Origin of the sequence: Oceanobacillus sojae (assembly GCF_007991515.1) — a bacterium.
Lineage (GTDB): Bacteria > Bacillota > Bacilli > Bacillales > Amphibacillaceae > Oceanobacillus > Oceanobacillus sojae.
This window is the reverse complement of sequence record NZ_BJYM01000023.1, coordinates 44730-65999: the sequence shown is the minus strand read 5'-3', so window position 1 is coordinate 65999 and position 21270 is coordinate 44730. Positions and strand designations below refer to the sequence as shown.

15 protein-coding genes are annotated in these 21270 nt (G+C 37.7%); 3 read left to right on the top strand and 12 right to left on the bottom strand.

What is annotated here, in order from left to right; genetic code table 11:
- Positions 1-41: 41 nt before the first annotated feature.
- From OSO01_RS20830 to mutY, 4 genes are all read right to left on the bottom strand, one after another.
- Positions 42-1790, bottom strand: coding sequence for an ABC transporter ATP-binding protein (locus tag OSO01_RS20830; protein WP_147212385.1), 1749 nt, complete (start codon positions 1788-1790; stop codon positions 42-44).
- A 177-nt stretch (positions 1791-1967) separates the two neighbouring features.
- Positions 1968-2501 (bottom strand): nucleoside tri-diphosphate phosphatase, encoded by a 534-nt coding sequence (ntdP, locus tag OSO01_RS20825; protein ID WP_147212384.1) that lies wholly within the window; start codon positions 2499-2501, stop codon positions 1968-1970.
- 367 nt (positions 2502-2868) lie between these two features.
- Positions 2869-3045 carry a gamma-type small acid-soluble spore protein gene (locus OSO01_RS20820; RefSeq protein ID WP_147212383.1) on the bottom strand — a complete coding sequence of 59 codons (177 nt, stop codon included), beginning with the start codon at positions 3043-3045 and terminating at the stop codon, positions 2869-2871.
- Between the two features lie 173 nt (positions 3046-3218).
- A complete protein-coding gene (mutY, locus tag OSO01_RS20815) occupies positions 3219-4295 on the bottom strand; it encodes an A/G-specific adenine glycosylase (protein ID WP_147212382.1) in 1077 nt (358 codons plus the stop codon).
- Positions 4296-4367: 72 nt separating this feature from the next.
- Between mutY and OSO01_RS20810 the strand changes: the two genes are divergently transcribed.
- On the top strand, positions 4368-5357 hold the full coding sequence (locus OSO01_RS20810; protein ID WP_147212381.1) for a metal-dependent hydrolase: 990 nt from the start codon (positions 4368-4370) through the stop codon (positions 5355-5357).
- Positions 5358-5506: 149 nt separating this feature from the next.
- Here the strand turns inward: OSO01_RS20810 and OSO01_RS20805 are convergent, their stop codons facing one another.
- Both OSO01_RS20805 and recX read right to left on the bottom strand, forming a co-directional pair.
- A complete protein-coding gene (locus tag OSO01_RS20805; protein WP_147212380.1) occupies positions 5507-5839 on the bottom strand; it encodes a YfhH family protein in 333 nt (110 codons plus the stop codon).
- 60 nt (positions 5840-5899) lie between these two features.
- Entirely contained in the window at positions 5900-6724 is an 825-nt protein-coding gene (gene recX, locus OSO01_RS20800; protein ID WP_307725862.1) for a recombination regulator RecX, read from the bottom strand.
- A 79-nt stretch (positions 6725-6803) separates the two neighbouring features.
- Here recX and OSO01_RS20795 point away from each other — a divergent pair, with 79 nt between their 5' ends.
- Entirely contained in the window at positions 6804-7697 is an 894-nt protein-coding gene (locus OSO01_RS20795; protein WP_186813729.1) for a TIGR01777 family oxidoreductase, read from the top strand.
- A 103-nt stretch (positions 7698-7800) separates the two neighbouring features.
- Here the strand turns inward: OSO01_RS20795 and OSO01_RS20790 are convergent, their stop codons facing one another.
- Positions 7801-9030, bottom strand: a complete 1230-nt coding sequence (locus tag OSO01_RS20790) for an Rpn family recombination-promoting nuclease/putative transposase (protein WP_147212378.1) — start codon at positions 9028-9030, stop codon at positions 7801-7803.
- A gap of 496 nt (positions 9031-9526) precedes the next feature.
- Here OSO01_RS20790 and OSO01_RS20785 point away from each other — a divergent pair, with 496 nt between their 5' ends.
- The gene (locus tag OSO01_RS20785; protein ID WP_147212377.1) at positions 9527-10090 is read left to right on the top strand and encodes a GNAT family N-acetyltransferase; all 564 of its coding nucleotides are present in this window, start codon (positions 9527-9529) and stop codon (positions 10088-10090) included.
- Between the two features lie 61 nt (positions 10091-10151).
- Here the strand turns inward: OSO01_RS20785 and OSO01_RS20780 are convergent, their stop codons facing one another.
- The 5 genes from OSO01_RS20780 to OSO01_RS23490 all read right to left on the bottom strand — a co-directional run bounded on the left by OSO01_RS20780 (position 10152) and on the right by OSO01_RS23490 (position 21159).
- Complete coding sequence (locus OSO01_RS20780) at positions 10152-10331, bottom strand: type II toxin-antitoxin system antitoxin (RefSeq protein WP_077603689.1); 180 nt, start codon at positions 10329-10331, stop codon at positions 10152-10154.
- A gap of 12 nt (positions 10332-10343) precedes the next feature.
- On the bottom strand, positions 10344-11189 hold the full coding sequence (locus OSO01_RS20775; RefSeq protein WP_147212376.1) for an SPFH domain-containing protein: 846 nt from the start codon (positions 11187-11189) through the stop codon (positions 10344-10346).
- 74 nt (positions 11190-11263) lie between these two features.
- The gene (locus OSO01_RS20770; protein ID WP_246145264.1) at positions 11264-12142 is read right to left on the bottom strand and encodes a ComEC/Rec2 family competence protein; all 879 of its coding nucleotides are present in this window, start codon (positions 12140-12142) and stop codon (positions 11264-11266) included.
- 278 nt (positions 12143-12420) lie between these two features.
- Positions 12421-12618 (bottom strand): anti-repressor SinI family protein, encoded by a 198-nt coding sequence (locus tag OSO01_RS20765; protein ID WP_147212395.1) that lies wholly within the window; start codon positions 12616-12618, stop codon positions 12421-12423.
- A 762-nt stretch (positions 12619-13380) separates the two neighbouring features.
- The gene (locus tag OSO01_RS23490) at positions 13381-21159 is read right to left on the bottom strand and encodes a Cna B-type domain-containing protein (protein WP_186813728.1); all 7779 of its coding nucleotides are present in this window, start codon (positions 21157-21159) and stop codon (positions 13381-13383) included.
- Positions 21160-21270: the final 111 nt, after the last annotated feature.

Sequence of the window (21270 nt, the reverse complement as noted above, 5' to 3'; positions counted from 1 at the left end):
AACCTCCCTTTTATTAAAAAAGGAATAAGGAGACGCTCTCCCTATTCCTCCAAATTCTGAATCTGATACAAATCATAATAATGTCCACGGAGCCGCATTAATTCTTCATGCGATCCTATTTCAACAATTTCTCCGTTCTCAACGACGACAATACGATTTGCATGTGTAATTGTTGCCAGACGGTGAGCAACAATAAAGGTAGTCCGATCAGAAGCAAGCTTTTCCAGTGTTTCCTGAATAAGATGCTCACTTTCTAAATCCAGCGCGGATGTTGCTTCATCAAAAATCAAGATTGGCGGATTTTTCAAGAATACCCGCGCAATCGCAATCCGCTGCTTCTGTCCACCTGATAATTTCACACCGCGCTCTCCAACCATCGTCTCGTACCCCTCCGGCATTTCATTAATAAAGTCATGAGCATTTGCTGCTTTTGCTGCACTGATAACTTCCTCATCCGTTGCATCGGGGTTTCCCATGCGAATATTTGTGGCAATTGATTCGGAGAACAGAATATTATCCTGAAGCACCATTCCAATATTGTCCCGCAGTGAACGTGCTTTCATATCTCTTAAATCCATTTCATCAATTTCAATGGATCCACCAGTCACATCATAGAAACGGGGAATCAGACTGATTAATGTTGATTTTCCTCCTCCGCTCATTCCGACAAAGGCAATAGTTTCTCCTTTTTGAACATGGAGATCAATATCCTTGAGCACAGGTTCCGTTTCTTCATCATATTGAAAAGAGACTTGGTTAAAGGTTACTTTTCCTTGCAATCGTCCCGGATCAACTGCATCTTTTTTATCCGTAATGTCATAAGGCTCATTCATTAATTCAAACACCCGGTCAATAGACGCAATCGATTGTACTAAAGTTGTAGAAGAGTTAATAAGTCGACGCAACGGGCTATAAACCCGCTCCATATATCCGACAAAAGCTACCATCGTACCAAGAGATGTATTACCCATAACGACCTGGTAACCCGCAAAAGCGATAACTAATAACGGTGCTAGGTCAGTAATTGTATTTGTCACCGCAAAAGTTCTGGCATTCCAATCTGTATGCTTCAAAGCCCGATTCAGAAAATGACTGTTTCTTTTATCAAACTGTTCATCTTCATAATCCTCCAGCGCAAAGCTTCTTGTAACTGGTACGCCTTGGATTCGCTCGTGTAAATGCCCCTGCACTTCAGCCAAGGCCTGTGACCTTTCTCTTGTTAACCGTCGTAAGCGTCCAAAAAAGTATTTAACAGAGATACCGAATAAAGGGAATAAAATAATTGATACAAAGGTGAGCGGTACATCCATTGTAAACATAATAATAATTGCTATTAAAATGGTTGTTACGTCCAGCCAAATATTCATCAGCCCTGTCATAACAAAATTTTTCGTTTGCTCCACATCATTTATTACTCTGGAAATGATTTCGCCAGTTTTTGTCTGCGAATAAAATTTTAAACTTAATTTTTGAAGGTGGTCGAATAATTTCCCTCTAATATCAAAAAGAATTTTATTTCCAACCCATTGGGCCAGATATTGCCGTATATACTCAACCGGCGGGCGGACAATTAAAAATACGACAAAAGAAATACCCATTATCCAGAATAAGCGTGTTATCTTTTCAGACTGGGTGAAGTCCTCTACCGTAATAATATCATCAATAACAAATTTCAAAATTAACGGCATCATCAATGGGATACCGAATTTAATAACACCGATAAGTAATGTCCATATAATTTTCCATTTATATGGTTTTACAAATTGCATATACTGCTTAATACTGCTCATTCATCATCTTCCTCTGCTTGAAAGGTATTACGGAATATGTTCGTCATTTCACATCCATTCTCTAAAATGTAATATAAAAATCCTTGCTACTCCATCTCGTAACAAGGATACCCTTTTATTCATTCTAATTGCAATTAAATCGCTCTGAAGTATTTTCACGTCTCTGTACTCTTCAGCTTAGTGATATGTTAAGTACATTTCATACCAATCATCAACGAATCCAGGAGAAAATGGACCTTTCCCTTGACGAATCCAATGAATTAAGATGTCTAATTGCTGATAAAGAATACGGTCAATTTCTTCAGGATAATGCATTAAGGCTTTATTTTCTTCATATTCATCTTCATCAAGAAGATGAAAAGTCATATCTGGAAATACCTTCACGTCCAAATCATAGTCAATATATTTCAAAGCTTCATCATTTTCATCATAAACAAACGGAGAGCTGAGGTTGCAGTAATAGTGTATTCCATCATCCCTGAGCATACCTATAATATTAAACCAATGCCTGGCATCAAAATAACAAATAGCAGGCTCTCTCGTCATCCATGAATGGCCGTCACTTTCAATAACCTTTGTCCGGTCATTTGCACCAATTATAACGCTTTCCGTACCTTTTAATACCACACTATTTTTCCAGACTCTATGAAGTTGTCCACTATGCTTATAACTTTGTATCATCATTTTCGAACCAGCGTTTGGAGAAACCATCCAAAATCTCCCTCTCCATTTTCATACAGTGATTTATGCATTATATTTTATTATAAGCCTTCAGCTACAAAAGTTAAAGGATAACTCCTTTTTAATTGAAATGCTTTTATGTATCGCAGTATAACTTGCTGTAACACTCCCGCTTTAAGAACAGAGAAAATTCGAGGATTTTAAGCAGAAACCGGGCAATGCGGTGTATGATGCGGAAAACCAATTTCGTCTATATCCATTATTAATGAATTTGCATAAATTATTCATATGTTCAAATGATAATCGTATTTCGGGGGTCCCTTTTTATTAATAAGCATTTATTAAATGATTAAAAGGGTTTCCGTATTTGGAAACCCTTTTTGGGGTAAAACAGATGTTATTGCTTGTTTTGTTGAGATTGTTGATTTTGTTTTTTCACTTGTTGTGCATCTGTTTCTGAAGCAAACTCAGTACCATATTGTCCTTGAGCTGCTTGTTGGTTTTGCTTTCTTACTTCAGCTGCGTTAGTTTTTGCAGGATTTTGTTGGTTTTGTTGATTTTGTTTTTTAGCCATCAATATCACCTCCGCAATAATTAATGTTCCCGAAGTGAATTTCTTTATCCAAACTTTTTTAAAAAATATTTTCTAAAAATAATTAACCCCAGAAAACAAAGTATTGCAGCCATTTTTTGATAATGTGATTTTTTAACAGGTTTCACAATTAACGCCTTACCTTCATTCTTATTTCATTTTTCTTCTAAAAAAGGAATCATTTTTTGATGCGGAACTGGAAAAGGATATTCCTTCAGCTCTTCTATAGAAACAAATTTTAACCGGCTGTCCGATACGGTTTCCTGATTTGTTACTGCTCTTCTTACATCTACATTCCAAATAATATGAGAAAAAACATGCTTAATAGCTGTGCATGAAGTTTTTATCTCCGCATCTACCTCATAATTTTCTAGAAGCCACCGGTGCCAATCACTTTCAACAATTTCATCTGCAGGTATCATTGGAAATTGCCATAATCCTGCCAGCAATCCAGCATCCGGTCTTTTTTCAATAATATATTTACCTTCCTTATTTTGGATAAGTAATGCAATATATTTCTTCTTCTGCTGTTTTTTTGCTTTCTTTTTTACTGGAAGGCTTTCTTGTACTCCTTCCACATATGCTTGACAGTGCTCCATCACAGGACAAAACATGCACAAAGGCTTTTTTGGTGTACAAATTGTCGCTCCTAAATCCATGATTGCCTGATTAAATGAAGAAGGATCTTCCTTTGAAATCATTTCTCCCACATAGTATTCGAATAATTTTTTCGTAGAGCTCTGCGTAATATCTTCTTTAATATGTAAAACCCGGGAAAAAACACGCATCACATTGCCGTCTACTGCCGGTATAGGCTGGTTATAAGCAATCGAAAGAATCGCTCCTTTTGTATAAGGCCCTATTCCCTTTAAGCTGCCAAGCTGCTTCGGATCATCAGGAATTTTTCCGTCATATGCTTCCACGACTTCACGTACTGCAGTTTGTAAATTTCTTGCGCGGGAATAATAACCTAGTCCTTCCCATTGCTTTAAAACGTCCTGCTGCTCCGCTTCAGCTAATTCATATACAGTTGGATATTTCTCCATAAACCGATTAAAATAAGGGATAACCGTATCTACTTTCGTTTGCTGCAGCATAATTTCTGATACCCATACGCGATAAGCATTATTATTTTCACGCCAGGGCAAATTTCGTTTATTTTCTTCATACCATTTGAGCAGGTCTTCTTGAAAAGCTGAAATATTTATATGTTCTAGCCTTTTATCGTTCATGTTTTCACTTCCTATGTGTTAAAATAGTATTGGATTGCTTTGATGGAAGCAACTTAAGGAGGATATATAGCTATGGATACTGGTACGCATATAGTTATGGGTGTTGCACTTGGCGGTTTGGCAACATTGGACCCTGCTGTGCAAAGTAATCCTGCACTATTTCATGCTGTATTAGTTGGAACAGTCGTGGGATCACACGCTCCTGATTTTGATACAATATTTAAATTAAAAAATAATGCAACTTATATAAGACAGCATCGAGGAGCATCGCATTCTCTTCCTGCTATCCTTATGTGGAGTCTGCTCGTATCTGGAGCAATTTATTTATTTGTTCCAGAAGTAAGCTATCTGACTCTTTGGTTATGGACACTATTAGCTGTGTCTATTCATGTATTTGTCGATTTATTTAATGCGTATGGTACGCAGGCCTTCCGTCCATTCACCAAAAAATGGATTGCAAAAGGGTTTATTAATACATTTGATCCGTACATTTTTTTCCTGAATGTCGCCGGTATCATTGCCTGGGCATTAGGCGCAAATCCGGGTTATACCTGGGTCATTATTTATACGGTCATTGTACTATATTACATTAAACGCTACATGGACAAAAGAGAAATTGTTCAGAAAATCAAAGAATATTTTCCAGATACAGAGGTTGTCGCTACCTCCCCTACACTCAAACAAAATTATTGGCGTGTTGCAATAACAACTAGCGACCGTTACTATGTAGGCAGCGTTGAAAATCGGCATATTGAGATTGTTGATGAATTTTATCGTGTTCCATTACCTGATACAGATGTCATAAAAGCTGCCAAAAACGATAAAAACATCTCTTCCTTCCTTAATTTTTCTCCAGTATACCGCTGGGAAATAAATACTGATGAAGATGATGTCACAGAAGTCCGTTTTATTGATTTGCGTTATCGCAGCAAAGGATATTATCCATTTGTTGCCGTTGTGAAGCTGGATAAAAATCTGGAAGTAATTACTTCCTATACAGGATGGATTTTCTCGGAACAGAAGCTTCAAAGCAAACTGATTCCAAGTGACTCAACCCCTTAACATTGAAAAGACCAAATAACTTCTGCACCCTTCAGGATCTATACAGAGACTCAACCTTTCATGAAGGTCGTTTTTAGCAGAAATTCCCATTCTCTATATAAAAAAGTAACAACTCAGGTGAGGTAAAGTTTCGCCTGAGTTGTTTTTATTCAGCTTACCTTTTTTCCTAATAAAGAAATTGGCAAAGCTTCTATATCTTCACTTTCCTTATCTAATAAATCAATACGGTAACCCCACGCAAAGACCCCGTTAACATAAGATATTTTAAATTTATAGCCTGTTTCCATTTTAAGCTGATAAATTTCCTCTTTTTTAAAATCATCTGGACTCATTGTATACGCAAGAGCTACCTGCATTTTCCGTTCACAAACTTGGACCTCAGAAACATTGCCAAGCTGTTCTGCTTTTTGGGCCTGTTCTTTTAATTTACCAATTTCCTGATGTAATTGTTCGATGGAATATTCGCTGTAACGAAATTTCATTCTTTTCCCCCCTGGCTTTCGATTCCTATTGTACCAAAATAATGTAGAGTTAACCTGAATTTATTCTTGATTTTCTATATATACATCCACAAACTGCTGGATTCTATCAAAACGGAAGCCTTTCCTGTATAAACCTTCCATTATTTTTTGCTTCAGCTGGAAGCCTTCATATTTTTTCACATGCTTGTGGTACAGCTTTTCTCCCTGAAATTTCAATGCTTCCCATTCCTGATCTGCGTTTTCTTCCTGATCCATCGTCTGAATAGCCGCAAAGACAAGCTGCTGATTAAATCCTTTTTGCAAAATCATATTTTTTGCCTGGTTTATTTGCTTTTGAAAAGAATCCTTCGAGGTTTGCTTTATTTTCTTTCCAAGCAGCTTTTGAATTTTTTCTTTCTGCAGTACAGGTGTATATTGCTCTAAAGCATTGGCGGCGATTTGCCCGGTAATTCCTTTTTCAAATAATTCCTGCTCTATAATCTTTGGTCCCTTTGAGCTTGTATTCATACGCGATCGTACAAACATATCTGCAAATTGCTGATCATCAAGGAGCTTTTCCTTCTTTAAGCGCTGCATAATAACAGCAATTTGTTCATCTTCTACTTCTTTTTTCTGCAAATACATGATAATTTCTTTTTCTGAGCGTATTCTATAGCTTAAAAAGTGTATAGTAAGGGTATATATTTTATGGAGATTATCCTGTTCTTTTAGTGTTTTGATAAGCTCATTATCTAATTCCATTCCTTTTTCAAGCCGGAATTTAATAAGGATATCTTCATCGACACTAAACCCATATTCATCACCAGCTGGTGTATTTAAAAATATATTATAGCGATGCTTCTGTTTTTTTTGAGTTGTTATCCGGGTAATTTTTCTCAACATCATTCACCTCTCTTAACATCATAGCAAAATTTTCAGCAATCAGATAACAATAGAAAATATAATTAAAGGAGGTTTCTTTATTATGAACATATTAATTACTGGAGCCACGGGATTTCTAGGCAGTAAATTAGCTGCACATCTCACAGTTCTAAATCATAACTTATATATCCTGACTCGTTCTACAGAGAAAAGATCGAATACATCACATATAACTTTTATGGATTATAATACGACTGCAAACGAACTTCCTCACATAGATGCTGTCATTAATCTCGCTGGTGAATCATTATTTGGATATTGGACGAAAAAAAAGAAAGAAGCCATTCTTACAAGCCGCCTTCGTGTTACTAAATATCTTGTTCAATTGATGAAAGATATGAAGGAGAAACCAAAGGTATTTATCAGTGGATCGGCGGTAGGATACTATGGCATGTCAGAGGATTTTATCTATACAGAAGCGACTGTACAGCCTGGAAACGACTTTCTTGCATCTATAACGCGTCAATGGGAACAAGAAGCAGGTGCAGCAGAAAAAATGGATATCCGTACGATTTATGCGCGATTTGGTGTGCTACTCGGCAATGATGGCGGTGCATTTCCACTTATGTCGTTGCCAATAAAATTATATGCCGGCGGACATATCAGTGATGGTGAACAATGGCTATCCTGGATTCACGTAAAGGATGCTGTCAAATTAATCACTTTTTGCCTGGAACATCAAACCATGAAAGGGCCTGTTAATGTGACTGCTCCAAACCCAAAACGAAATAAAGACTTTATGAAAAAAGCAGCAAAGATTTATAATCGACCAAATTGGCTGCATGTACCGGCTGTATTCTTTTATTTCACTTTAGGAGAAATGGCACAGCTCATAATAAAAGGACAATATGCTTATCCACAGAAGGCACTTAATAATGGTTTCGAGTATGAATTTGCATCCCTTGATCGAGCCTTATTGGATCTGAAAAAGAGTTAAAAAAATATGGAATTATAGCTTTTTAAAACAAAGGAGCATGTTACTGCTTTACTTATCAGCATGCTCCTTTGTCAATTTCGCTTTTATTACATCTTTTAGCGGTTTACTTTTTATCTATTTTCAATGCTTGCTGGATTACCTCTAATTGTTTTGCTGTGAATCCAGTTGCGTGCATAATAGCTGAATGCTCTACTCCTTGCTCCAACAGGCGGAGCGCCATCTGTTTTGCAGATTTCTCCAAAGCAGATTCAGCCGCTTTTCTTTTGGTTTCTTCTTCTTCCATTTTGTCTTTCATTTTTTGATTCTGTGTCTCTATTTCTTGGTTTCTCATTTCCATTTCTTGATTTCGTGTCTCTATTTCTTGATTCCTCGCTTCTATTTCTTCTTTCTGCATTTCCATCACTTTTTTTTGAGCTCTTATTTCTTCCATTTCCTGTTCTAACTGTTCTCTGTCCAGAAGCTTAGATCGTTCATCTAAAATCTGCTTCAAGCGTGCTTCATATGCCAGACGCTCCTCTTTTGTCCGGCTCAAATCTTCCCAGACCCGCATAGCGACATTTAAAGACTTATCCGCCACCGCAATCTCCTCCAATTCTTGATAAATATCATTGTAAAAATGATTCGTTTGCCGGTCTACTGTTCCTAGCAGCAGTAACCATCGAGTCAAGACATCTTCCCATGGATTGAGCTGATTCTTCTTCCAGGCAGAGATTAATTTAGGAATCTCCACAAAATGAAACTCAATTCTATCCGTTAATGGATATTTCTGATTCATTTCATATAAACGGAAGATATTATGATAGGCGTCCGTTTCCTTCAACAAATCAAAATGCATGATATTAATGCTGATAACAGGATATAATGTCTTATAATTTTGTCCTTCTTTCAACTGTTCCGAAAAAATCCGTGACCAATAATATAAAGCTCTGTTAACCATATTATACTCATTGTTGATTTGAATTTCTATATTTATAATCTCCTTATCCTCTGTCTCAATAAGAAGATCCAGCCTGGATTTTTTGTCCTCTTCATACTCCCCGCCAATTTCAATATTTTGAAAGAAAAGCTGTTTAACAGGGCTTCTTCCTGATTTTGTTAAAATTGCATTAAGAAAAACAACTGTAATTTCCTTATTCTTCTCGCTCCCAAATAATTGCTTAAAGGCATAGTCTACTTTTAAATCCATCAGCTGAATATCTTGTATCTGATGTAATACTTTCTTTGTCTTTCCTTTTCTTCTTTGATACTTATTATATGATTTGTGAGCCTCCTGCAAACGCAAAGAGGGTGTTGCCTGTGAGGAGTATACTTTATGAAGACTGATTCGTGGCATAAAAACACATCCTTTTATATTATGAGGCAGGCTTCTGAGGAGTAAATCTGATTACATTATACAGAACAAACGTTCTTTCATCAAGAAGTTTTTATTAAATGATAAACCTTTTTCCCGCATGTTTATCATCCTCTCTTCTTCCTTATATATCTCCCCTGTTACTTAATTGGACACAATTATTCCTAAGTAAAATTTTTTTGTATTCTTATAAAAAAATACTTGCATTTCACTGAAAAAATCATACAATAAAATTATCAAAAATGAATTTGAAAAGAGCTGATAAGCAGCCTGTTTCGGTTGTACTGAGAGAAAATCAATTAAATAGGGAAGGCAAATGGTGCGCCACCGGGGTTTCCTGGTTCTAGTGGGTTCGATTCCCACCCCGAATTTTTGTTTCAATGCTACTTTTAAAATAAAAATTCGAGGGTGGGTGACTCACTTACTGCGTTTATTTTGCATGTAAGAATACCCGCCTGGAAAAAAGGAGGGTATTTTCATGCTGAAAATACGTGATTTACTTGAAGTACCTATGTTATTTGAACTTATGATTGCCCCTGAGGTGTTTCCTTTTGTCAGACAAAAAGCAACAACCGTTGATGAATTCTATTTTTTAACAAAACAAACGATAGAAGCGGAAGAGCGGGGCGAATTAATTTCACGAACCATCTTAGATGAATACCAGCAGCCAATTGGCACTATTAACCTTTTTGATATTGAAGATAATTATGGTTTTTTAGCTACATGGCTTGGGAAACCGTATTTTGGTAAAGGATATAACCGTCAAGCTAAAGATGCCTTCTTTCACGAGCTTTTTACAACCAAGGAAATTGACGGGGTCTTTATGAAGGTGCAAAAAAGCAACAAACGCTCATTGAAAGCCGTCCTGAAGCTTCCCTATGTCACCGCTGCTAATGAACTGTACCAATCTATGTATGAACGTATTAATGCAAATTCCAATGAAGTGATATATGATTTATTCGTGATTACGAAGGAGCATTATTTGTCCTATCAGCAATTCCATTCGGAAACCGCAGTCAGTTCTGATGAGGAAGTATCTTAAATCAAATAAGCCTTAAGAAATCAGCAGCAGATTTCTTAAGGCTTATATTTTGAGGGTTAATTTAATCTTCCCCTATTTTCTTATCATGCTTTTTTGGAAGTCTTCCCGCCTTTTTGGCAGATTCTCTAAGCAAGAATTCAACGTGACTATTGACACTCCGGAACTCGTCCTTTGCCCAGCGCTGTAAAATATCATAGAGTTCGGGATCTATACGTAATGGAAAGTTTTTCTTTTTAGCCATAGTAAGCCCTGCTTATTGGTAAAGCGATCCTGTATTGATTACCGGCTGTGTTCCTTGATCAGAGACAATGGCAACCAGCAGATTATTAATCAATGCCACTCTGCGCTCATCATCTAACTCCACCATATTATCAGCTTCCAAGCGGGCTATTGCATCTTGCGCCATACCAACTGCCCCCTGAACAATTTGCTCCCGGGCAGAGATAATTGCACTTGCCTGCTGTCGCTGCAGCATTGCCTGGGCAATCTCTGTAGAATAAGCTAAATGTGTTAACCGTGCTTCAATTACTTCCACACCGGCAACCTGCAGGCGATCTTGCAGCTCTGCTGTTAACTGATTAGATACTTCATCTGCATTCCCGCGTAATGTTAATTCTTCATTAGTAAATGAATCATATGGATACGTTGTCGCTACTGCACGGATAGCCGTTTCACTTTGAATTTCAACAAAATCCTCGTATTGGTCCACGTCAAAAACTGCTTTCGCTGCATCTACCACTTTAAAAACAACAACTGCTGCTATTTCAATTGGATTTCCATTCACATCATTTACTTTTAACCGGTTACTGTTAAAGTTACGAACTCTTAAAGAAATTGTTCTGCGTACAGAAAATGGTACAGTTACCAAAATGCCTTCCCGACGTACTGTTCCCATATATTTCCCCAAAAAAATCACAACAATAGACTGATTCGGCTGCACAATCGTTATTCCGCTGATTAAAATACCAGCAATCAGAATCAGCACAATCCCTAAAGCAAAATACTGCTGATAAATACCGAATGCCCCTAAAGCCAGCAATACGATGATTAAACCTATTCCAAGAATACCATTAATACTCCATGCCTTACGTTCCTGCATGAGATCCTCTCCTCCATATCTTTATTATACTATAATGATATCACTTTTGTATTAAAATGTAAAATGATATATCATCAGCTAACTTGTTCCTCGATAAACTTCTGGATTGGATTCATTTTAGGATTTACCATTATTGTGCTGCCATCCGTTTCAACAGTAATACTGTCCAAGGCTGCTGTGGAATAAATCAAAGCGTCTATTTCATTTAAATGGTCGATAACGCGGGAAACAGGATGGCCATAGGTATTATTTTTACTGTAGGTTAGAATGGCTATTTCAGGATCTACCTCTTTCAGAAAAGACATTGAAGAGCTTGTATTGGAGCCATGATGCCCTATTTTAATTACTTCTGCATTCACATTATGCATTCTCTGTATTTCCTTTTCTTCCTTTTTACCGACATCTCCCATAAGGAGCATATCTGTTTCTTCATAACGGAGCTTTAATACAAGAGATGATGCATTTGGAGAGGTTAATGGCTGTGCAGCATTCCAAATATCTAAAGAAATCGTCGGGTCTATTTCAATTGGTGTATCCTTTTCAGCAATAGTAACCGGGATTTGCAAATCACGGATTCGATTCATATACGAGGCAAAAGTCTTTGTCGGATGAAGCTTTCCTGTATCAATCACATTTCCCACCTCAAATTCATCTAATACATTGATTAGACCGCCAATATGATCGATATCCGGATGTGTCGCAATCATTAAATCAATTTCATTAATCCGCAGCTCTTTTATATATTTAACAACAGCATTACCAGCTTCCGGAGGTCCTCCATCAATTAAAATGGTCCGTTCTAAAGGCGTTTCGATTAAAATACTATCTCCTTGACCGACATTAATAAAATGTACCTTCAGCGGCGGCATTTCCTGCTCTGCATGGGCGGGTGAAGCATGATGAAAATGAACAACTGTCAGAAGCAATAAAAAAATAAAACCTTTTTTCCACAAACTTCAAACACCTCCCCTTCTTTTTCATTAGTGTAAACAAAATAAAAGAATGCTATGAGGAAAGGTGATTGGTAATTGTTGAAAAAGGTTCTATTTGCGCCCAGTAAAATGGATATAAAAAAACTTACGTGAATAATTATTTATTCTCCAGTTAAAATAAAACATAATAAGGAATAGGATTTACCTTTTTAAGTTCCTGTTTTAATTTATATAGGTTAAAAGCCTTTAAAGCATTTTACTGCTATAATTTTAAAATTAACTATTTTAGAAAGCTCCATTCATTTTTCAACAAATCGTCTGAAAGAGCGGGTTTTTTTGTTTGTAAAATCTGTGAAAATTAAATCAAACTTTGATTTTTCATTTGCACTATCCAGAAACTGGCGAATCCCGTGCAATGGTATGCCCAGTTTTTTCGCTTCTATAATTAAGCTAATCCATTCTTGATCATATGCAGCATTTTCAATTATCTTTTTCATACTTTCGCCCCCATTATTAGTCCAGATAATTAGCAATGTTCCATCACCCATGTTGTATAAAAACAGTCTACTTTGTCAAACAAGATGGAAGCATACACAAAAGAACTGACCGATTATTCCGAATATTGACATCCTGCCTCTTGTAAAAAAAGATAATCAACGTATGAATGACTATATTTAACTGTTTCTCGGCTCTTTTACAACAGTTAGAAAACAAGTTAATATATTCTCTTTTTCTTTTCAGTTGCTTTCTATATTCAACTGCATTTAAAATAATTTTCATGCCCTTATCTTTTAAAGCTTTTCCATAGCAGCTTCCTGTAAACCTTAGTAAGATATCTGGATTCCCGGACACTAATCATGTTATATACTCATTTCATTTTGATCAGCTTTACATATGATAAAGAATTAAATATGCGTGACAGTGTAAAGTTATCTAAATCAGTCCTTCCCCTCCTGATTATTCATAGTTATATGTCATAATTCCGTTAATTTTTCTGAATTATATATCTAATGTGGATAATAAACTATATTCACACATTTGTATATTGAGGAATGTTAATAGTTTATGTATTTTTTGATTAAAATTGATTTCTTGCGAATAATTATATCCGATTTCATATTATGTGTAATCAACCCTAAAAACAAAAGGTGGAGCTGGGGAGTGGAGATGTTTTAGAAGATACCTGCCAATAAATTTGAAAAAGGAGCTATTACTGAAAATTAGTAATAACTCCTTTTTCTTACTTAAATCTGCTTTACCTAGTCAGATGAACGGTTACGGAAGCGGTTGACAATAACTAAGATTGCACCGGCTGCCAGTAAACCTAAGCTGATAAGCAATAAGTTGAACATAGATGTTGCTGTACCCGGCAATGTTTCACCATCACCTTTATCTGTTTCTTTAGAATCACCTGAATCCGTTTTACCTGAAACTTCAGCTGATCCTTTACCTGGATCTTCTCCCGGCTCTTTACCTGGATCTTCTCCTGGCTCTTTACCTGGCTCTTTACCTGGCTCCTCTGGTTCTTTACCAGGTTCCTCTGGCTCTTTACCAGGTTCCTCTGGCTCTTTACCAGGTTCCTCTGGCTCTTTACCTGGCTCCTCTGGTTCTTTACCAGGTTCCTCTGGCTCCTTACCCGGCTCCTCTGATTCTTTACCAGGTTCCTCTGGCTCTTTACCCGGCTCTTCTGGTTCTGCTTTTACAAAACCAAAGTCTAATGTCGGGTCATGTTCTCCGTCTTCTGTTAAATGACGGGATACCGCAAACCATAAAGAGGAATCAATGGAATTATCATCGCCTACCTCTTCCAGAGTTGGTACATACCCTTTCAAGGCTTCTTTGGATGCTTCCCGATCAATTCGTACAATGTACGTTTTATCGATTGGCAGATTTTCAAAGATATAATATCCATTTTCATCTGTTGTTACTGGTCCTACTGGATTTCCGTAAACATCTGTTACTGGATTTCCATCTTCATCTTCAATCGTTAAGACGACTCCTTTAATCGGGATGTCTGTTTCGTCTTGTAAACCGTCTTTGTTTTTGTCAAACCATACATAGTCACCAACACTTACTTTTGCCGGATTATAATTGTTTTTTACTGTGAAATTATATCCATTCTCTTCACCAGCAGTTACATTACTTTCATAGTTTGGAACGTCTTCTTCCTCAACAGTATATTCAATTAAGCCTCCGTCTGCGTATACGTCCAAGCCAGTGAAGTCAGCCTGCCAGTTATTATCTTCACTCAGAGTAATTTCCTGACCTGTTTCTTCTCCATTTTTCAATAGTTTCACTGTAATGGAATCTGGACGATTTCCAGCTTTATTATTTTCGTCATTCCAGCTTTTTATAACATTGATACTTGTTTGTTCTGGTGTATAGCTGTTGGTAATATCCATACCATTAATTTCAGCAGAGTAATCTTCTACATTATCTTCTTGAACAGTATAATTAATTTCTTCTCCGTTCTCGAATTTTGGCAGGTTAGTAAAGGTGTAGCTCCAGTCAGATTCCTCAGAAACTTTCACAGCATTTACTTCGCTACCATTTGCTGATAAACGAACAGTAATGGATTCTGGGCGTTTGCCATCTTGATTATCGGCATCATCCCATGTTTTTGTTCCTTCTAAGTCAATTAGCACCGGTTCGTAGCTGTTGGTAATTACATAACCATCTGCAGGATTCCCTGCTGTTTGGGTTGCATACCCTTCTACCGCGACTTCTTCTATACTGTATTGAATTTCTTCTCCATCTGTATAGACGTCTAGTTCAGTAAAGTCTCCTTGCCAGTTATTTGCTTCATTTAGTATTAATTCCTGACCTGTTTCTTCACTATTTGCAAGTAAATTTACTGTAATCGCGTCCGGGCGTGCACCATCCTGGTTATTTGCATCCTCCCATGCTTTGACTACATTAATACTTGTTTGTTCCGGTGTATAGCTGTTGATAATGTTCAGACCATCAATTTCGGCTGAATAATCCTCTACATTATCTTCTTGAATAGTGTAATTAATTTCTTCCCCATTCTCGAATTTTGGTAAGTCTGTAAAGGCATAGCTCCAATCTGTTTCCTCGGAAACTTCCGCAGATTCTGCTTCATCACCATTTGCTAACAGACGAACAGTAATGGATTCTGGGCGTTTGCCATCTTGATTATCGGCATCATCCCATGTTTTTGTTCCTTCTAAATCAATTAATTCTGGTTCATGTATATTGGTAATTACATAACCGTCTGCAGGATTTCCTGCTGTTTGCGTTTCATAAGCATTAACTGCTATTTCTTCAACACTGTATTGAATTTCTTCTCCATCTGCATAGACGTCTAATTCAATAAAGTCTCCCTGCCAGTTACTCGCTTCGTTTAGAGTTAATTCCTGACCTGTTTCTTCACCATCTGCAAGTAATTTCACTGTAATCGAACCTGGACGAGCACCATCCCGATTACTCGCATCTTCCCATGCTTTGACTACATTGATACTTGTTTGTTCTGGTGTATAGCTATTGGTAATGTTCAGGCCATTAATCTCCGCAGAGTAGTCTTTCACGTTGTCTTCTTGAATGGTGTAATTAATTTCTTCTCCATTATCAAATTTCGGTAAATCTGTAAAGATGTAGCTCCAATCAGATTCCTCAGAAGCTTCTACAGCTTTTACTTCGCTACCATTTGCTAATAAACGAACAGTAATTGACTCTGGGCGTTTGCCGTCTTGATTATCAGCGTCATCCCATGTTTTCATTCCTTCTAAATCAATTAATTCTGGTTCATGGGTATTGGTAATCACATAACCGTCTGCAGGATTTCCTGCTGTTTCTGTTTCATAATCTTCTACAGCTACTTCTTCTATGCTGTATTGAATTTCTTCTCCATCTTTATAAACATTTAATTCGATGAAGTCTCCTTGCCAGTTATTTGTTTCGTTTAGAGTTAATTCTTGGCCTGTTTCTTCACCATTAGCCAATAGTTTCACAGTAATCGAGTCTGGGCGTGCACCATCTTGATTATTGGCATCTTCCCATGCTTTGACTACATTGATACTTGTTTGCTCTGGTGTGTAGCTGTTGGTAATATCCATTCCATTAATTTCTGCAGAGTAGTCCTCTACATTATCTTCTTGAATGGTGTAATTAATTTCTTCTCCATTATCAAATTTCGGTAAATCTGTAAAGACATAACTCCATTCTGTTTCCTCAGAAACTTCCACAGCTTCTATTTCGTCACCATTTGCTAACAGACGAACAGTGATGGATTCTGGACGTTTACCGTCCTGGTTATCGGCGTCATCCCATGTTTTCGTACCTTCTAAATCAATCATAGCTGGTTCATGCGTATTGGTAATCACATAACCATCTGCAGAATTTCCTGCTGTTTCTGTTTCATATCCATCAACAGCTATTTCTCTAACGGTATAGGTAATTTCTGCACCTGTCTGATCGATGACTGGTAATCCTGTAAATGTGCCTTCCCAGTTATTGTTCTCATTTAACACGATTGATTGCTCTGTTCCTTCATCGTTTTCTAACAATATAACGGTAATCGACGCGGGGCGGACACCATCCTGGTTATCTGCATCTTCCCAAACCTTTGCTACATTAATACTTGTTTCTCCTGATTCAAAAGTATTGGTAATAGTTAGGCCATCTTCCGATATTGCCTTCTCATAATTATCAGGAACTTCCACTTCATCGATTGTATATTTATACTCATTCCCATCGATATCTGTTTTGTCTAGCTCAGACCAAATATATTCTGTTTCGCCATCTTCCAGCGCTACTGCATCACCGTATGGTTCACCATCTCTGTACAGCTGCAATTCAATGGTTGGCTTTGGCCCACCTTCCCATACTTTTGTTCCTGTTATGTCAGTTTTTTCTTTTGTATTTTCAAACGTAATTGACACAATATTCTCTTCGTCGTTACCATATGCTTTATTAACAACAATTTCTATCTCATCTTCAGAAATAACATATCCTGCTGGTGCTTCTTCCTCTACTAGGTAATACGTTCTAAGTGGTAAGTTTCCAATTTGAAGGATACCATCTACCGTAGTAAATGCCTCTTCTTGTGTGTATTGAACTCTTTCTCCATTTAAATCGTACCACAGTGTAAAGGTCGCTTCGTTATTTGCAATAACTTCCTCTTCTTCTGCATCGACTTTTGTAACTTTTAAAGCTCCTCTGTTTGGTGCCCATTCGCCGCCTGCATCAGAGAATTGTCTGGCATTTAATTTACTGGACTCTACAGATTGCTGATCAATAGCAGATCCATCCAATGAAATTCTGTTACCAATATCACCATCTGTTGCAGTTACAACGGTTGTATATTTTAAAACTAAGGTATCTTGTAAATCTTCTGTCATGTTGATAGTTAAAACATTTTCACCATCGTCTGTCGCGCTGACATCAAGTATATAGTCTGTTCCTTCTACTAGAGCATTCTCTAAGTCCTGCGCTCTATAGATTTCAAGACTATCTGATAAATATACGTGACCGGAGCTTAAGGTATCCGTAATCACAGGATTTTTAATGATAGAAAGGCTCTCATTAACCGTAACTTGCCAATCCACTTCATCCCCTGTGAATACACGATCACCATTTAAACCAATTGCTCCTTTTTTCAAGAAGTCATCGTACTGACCATAGTTAAGGGTAGCACTATAAGGATATTCCACATCTCCAACACTAACTATTGCGTTGTTAGTATAGCTTTGTTTTGAGATGTCTGGTACAGATGTCGTAAATTCAATCACATATCTTTCTGTTACCTCATTGTTAAAGATAATTGTAAATTCGCCGCCATCAACGTCTACTGAATAATTACCCGGGTCTAATACTGGCCCAGTAATTTCAGTTGAACCATTAGAATTTACGTTATAAACCGATACTCGGATACTATCTGCATCAATATTTCCAGCATAAGCTAACGTATCTGTTATCGAAACATCTGATCCTAGGTTTTGTTTTTGATAGTTCGTGTACAATTGCCAGGCGACCTTTCTTTCACTGCCGCTTACCCAACCATTTACTGCTTTGCCTTCGTCATCAAAATGGACTAACTGCCCTTCTTTTTTACCGCTGTTCCAGGAGTCTTCTCTTACCCTAGTATCAGCACTACGAGTTTCATCAATCGGATTCTCATTTACTGTTTCTCCCTTAAAATGAGCATGATTGACATAAAGTCTGGCGCCATCTTGATTTTCTCCGCCTACACGAGATATATGAGGTTCTAGCGTATTACCATCCACTTCTTCTTGCGGGTCATAAGAGGTTTGATAATCAACACTTAGCTGTCCTCCATTTAATGGTAACGCATTGTCTAGAAGAGTAATAGTAAATCCTTTATGATAACCTGTTTCACCATCTTCAGTTCTAGGTGCAAGCGTGTAATCTGTACCTTCTACAAGTTCGTTCCCAGCATGATTTACTTTTACCGAACCCGGCAATAGAATCATCCCTTTATTCGGGAAAGTATCTTCTATTACTAATGAATCAATTGCTTCTCTTCTTGGATTCACATTTAATTGCCAATTCATCGTTTTGGCATTATAATCTATTCCCCGGAAACTCTTACCATAGGTGTTAGCTGCTGGTCTAATCTCAGCGTTACTATTTTCTCCCTCTTCACCAACACCATCACCTGTCATACCTACACTATTATTAAAATTATTTTTAGTGAAATCGGTAATCGCAGTTGTATATTCTACTTTCAGCTTGTGTGTACCTACATCTCCTAAGTTAATAACAACTGCTGTTCCACCATCAGCATTAGGGTCAAGGCTGATGTTAACAGGAGTATAAGAATTGCCTTCTTCGTCAGTGATTACAATATCACTTTCAGAAATCGCTAACCCTTCCGGAATTAAATCTGTCAGCACAGCATTCCCAATCGGGTGTCCTGCTTCATTGACGTGAATCGTCCAGCTGACCGTTTTATTGTCATAATCTACATTGGATACCCCTTCTTTGCGAAGGACCGGATCTCTAACAATGTTAACTGTTGCATCATCACTATTTAATTCATTTTCACCATCTTTTAGGGTTGCTTCATTTAAGAAGCCATTATCTTTTTGATATTTGCTATCATTGATATCTGCCCAATTTATATCTGTTTTAAATTTAATTCGATAGGCATCATCCTGTCCTAATGCCCCTAAGTTTATCGGGAACTCCATAAACGAACCGCCATGAGCAGCTCCTTCTGTCCAAGTTCCTTCACTTTGTGTAATTCTAACCACTTCAATACTATCTGGGTCTACGGTTAAGCCAGGAGGCAGACTATCTTCTACTATAGCCTCATTAATAAGACTTCCATTTTTATTAACATCAATTTGCCACTGAATAACATCGCTGTCTCCATCTTGCCAGCCATCCTTTTCAATCGGATTACTTCTTGTCAATCCTCCAACGGTAGCCTCAGCCGGTAAACTTTTTTCACCGTATTTAAAAGTTGCGTCATTAGTAAATGATTCTTCTGCATAATTTTCAATGGTTGTCGTATATTGGACACGATAGCCATTAAAAGGTGCAATTGTGCCTAAATCAATTGGGAATTCTGATGGATTTAGAGTCGATGTTACGTCTTCTCCTTCGCTTATACCTCCATCAAAGCCAATGTTTAGCTTATGGATAACAAAATCTCTAGCTTCTCCTAATCCACCAGGAATGTTATCCGCTAATGTTGCCTCCGTTATCTCTTCATCATTAGTATTGACCACGTCAATCGTCCATGTGATTTCTCTTGCATCATGGTCCATATCGGGATGTCCTTCTTTTTCAATACCGCTATGTTCTATATTTGGCCGCGCAATAACAGTTATGTTATTTTCGTGACCGTCATTGAATGGAATCTCTTGTTCAATATTTTCTCTGAATTTATCCAAATTGAACTCTAAACCAAGATTGACAAACCCGTTTTGGACGTCTGAAGTCTCAATGCCTTCATCAAATACAAATTTTAACACACCATCCTCAACGTGGTAGGTTCCTACCTTTGTTCCATCAACTATGAGATCTTGAACTGGTGTAGTAACCGTCTTAAAGGCATCAGAAAGACTAATCTCGGCTGTGTCACCAGCTTTCGCACTCATCCCTTGTGTATGCCAGCTAAACCTAAGATCTGCAATAGTACCTTCAGTGATGGAAATAATGTCACCATCTTCAATCGTTTGACCATCAATTTTTAAGCTTTCAAAGGTAAAGATATTCCCTAACTCAGCCTGCGGTCCTACATTAAATGCAGCAGAAGCCGCAGTGTTCTCTTCTTCAGCTTCCTCAGTACCTTCTTCAGTCTCTTCTTCCTTCACTGCTTCCTCGGCGCCTTCTTCAGTCCCTTCTTCCTCTACTGCTTCCTCGGTCCCTTCTTCAGTCTCTTCTTCCTCTACCGCTTCCTCGGTCCCTTCTTCAGTCTCTTCTTCCTCTACCGCTTCCTCGGCACCTTCTTCAGTCCCTTCTTCCTCTACTGCTTCCTCGGCACCTTCTTCAGCCACTTCTTCCTCTACTGCTTCCCCAGTTCTTTCTTCTTCAACCGCTTCTTCCTCTACAACTTCCCCGGTTCCTTCTTCCGTTGACCCCTCTTCAACAGATTCTTCAGTAGTTACTTCTTCTTCCTCCACAACTTCCTCTTCCTCTAAAGGCACCTGCAGCTTTAATGTACCTTCAGCTTCCGGATGCTCCAGCGCCGCTTCATTAAACGTGACGCTAATCATATTTTCTGTTGTTTTAAAGGAAGCAATTTCCACAGCTTCTTCATCCGAAGAGATGATGCCGTTCTGCGCTGCTAATTCTACAGGAGAATCGAAATCTACAGGTTGGCTTACATCTTCTAGATCATAATCCGCAAGCGACCAGTCTATATGTAGAAGCCGACTATCTTCTTCCTCGGTAAAAGAGCTCTCGGAAATGCTTTCAAAATCAAAGAACGTATCATTTTTATTTCCTTCTGCGTATGCCGTCTGTATCGGTGCAAAACCTGTTACAAATGACTGCATAACAAGAAGAAAAATCATAAATATACTTACTCTTTTTGCTCTTCTCTTCAATTAGTCCAGTCCCCCTTTTCTTTTTTATTTTTATTAACTGCTGGAATAGTGAAACCCAACACCTCCTAATATCTTTATATCTTTAAAATAATTTCTGTTCTGCAGAAAAAG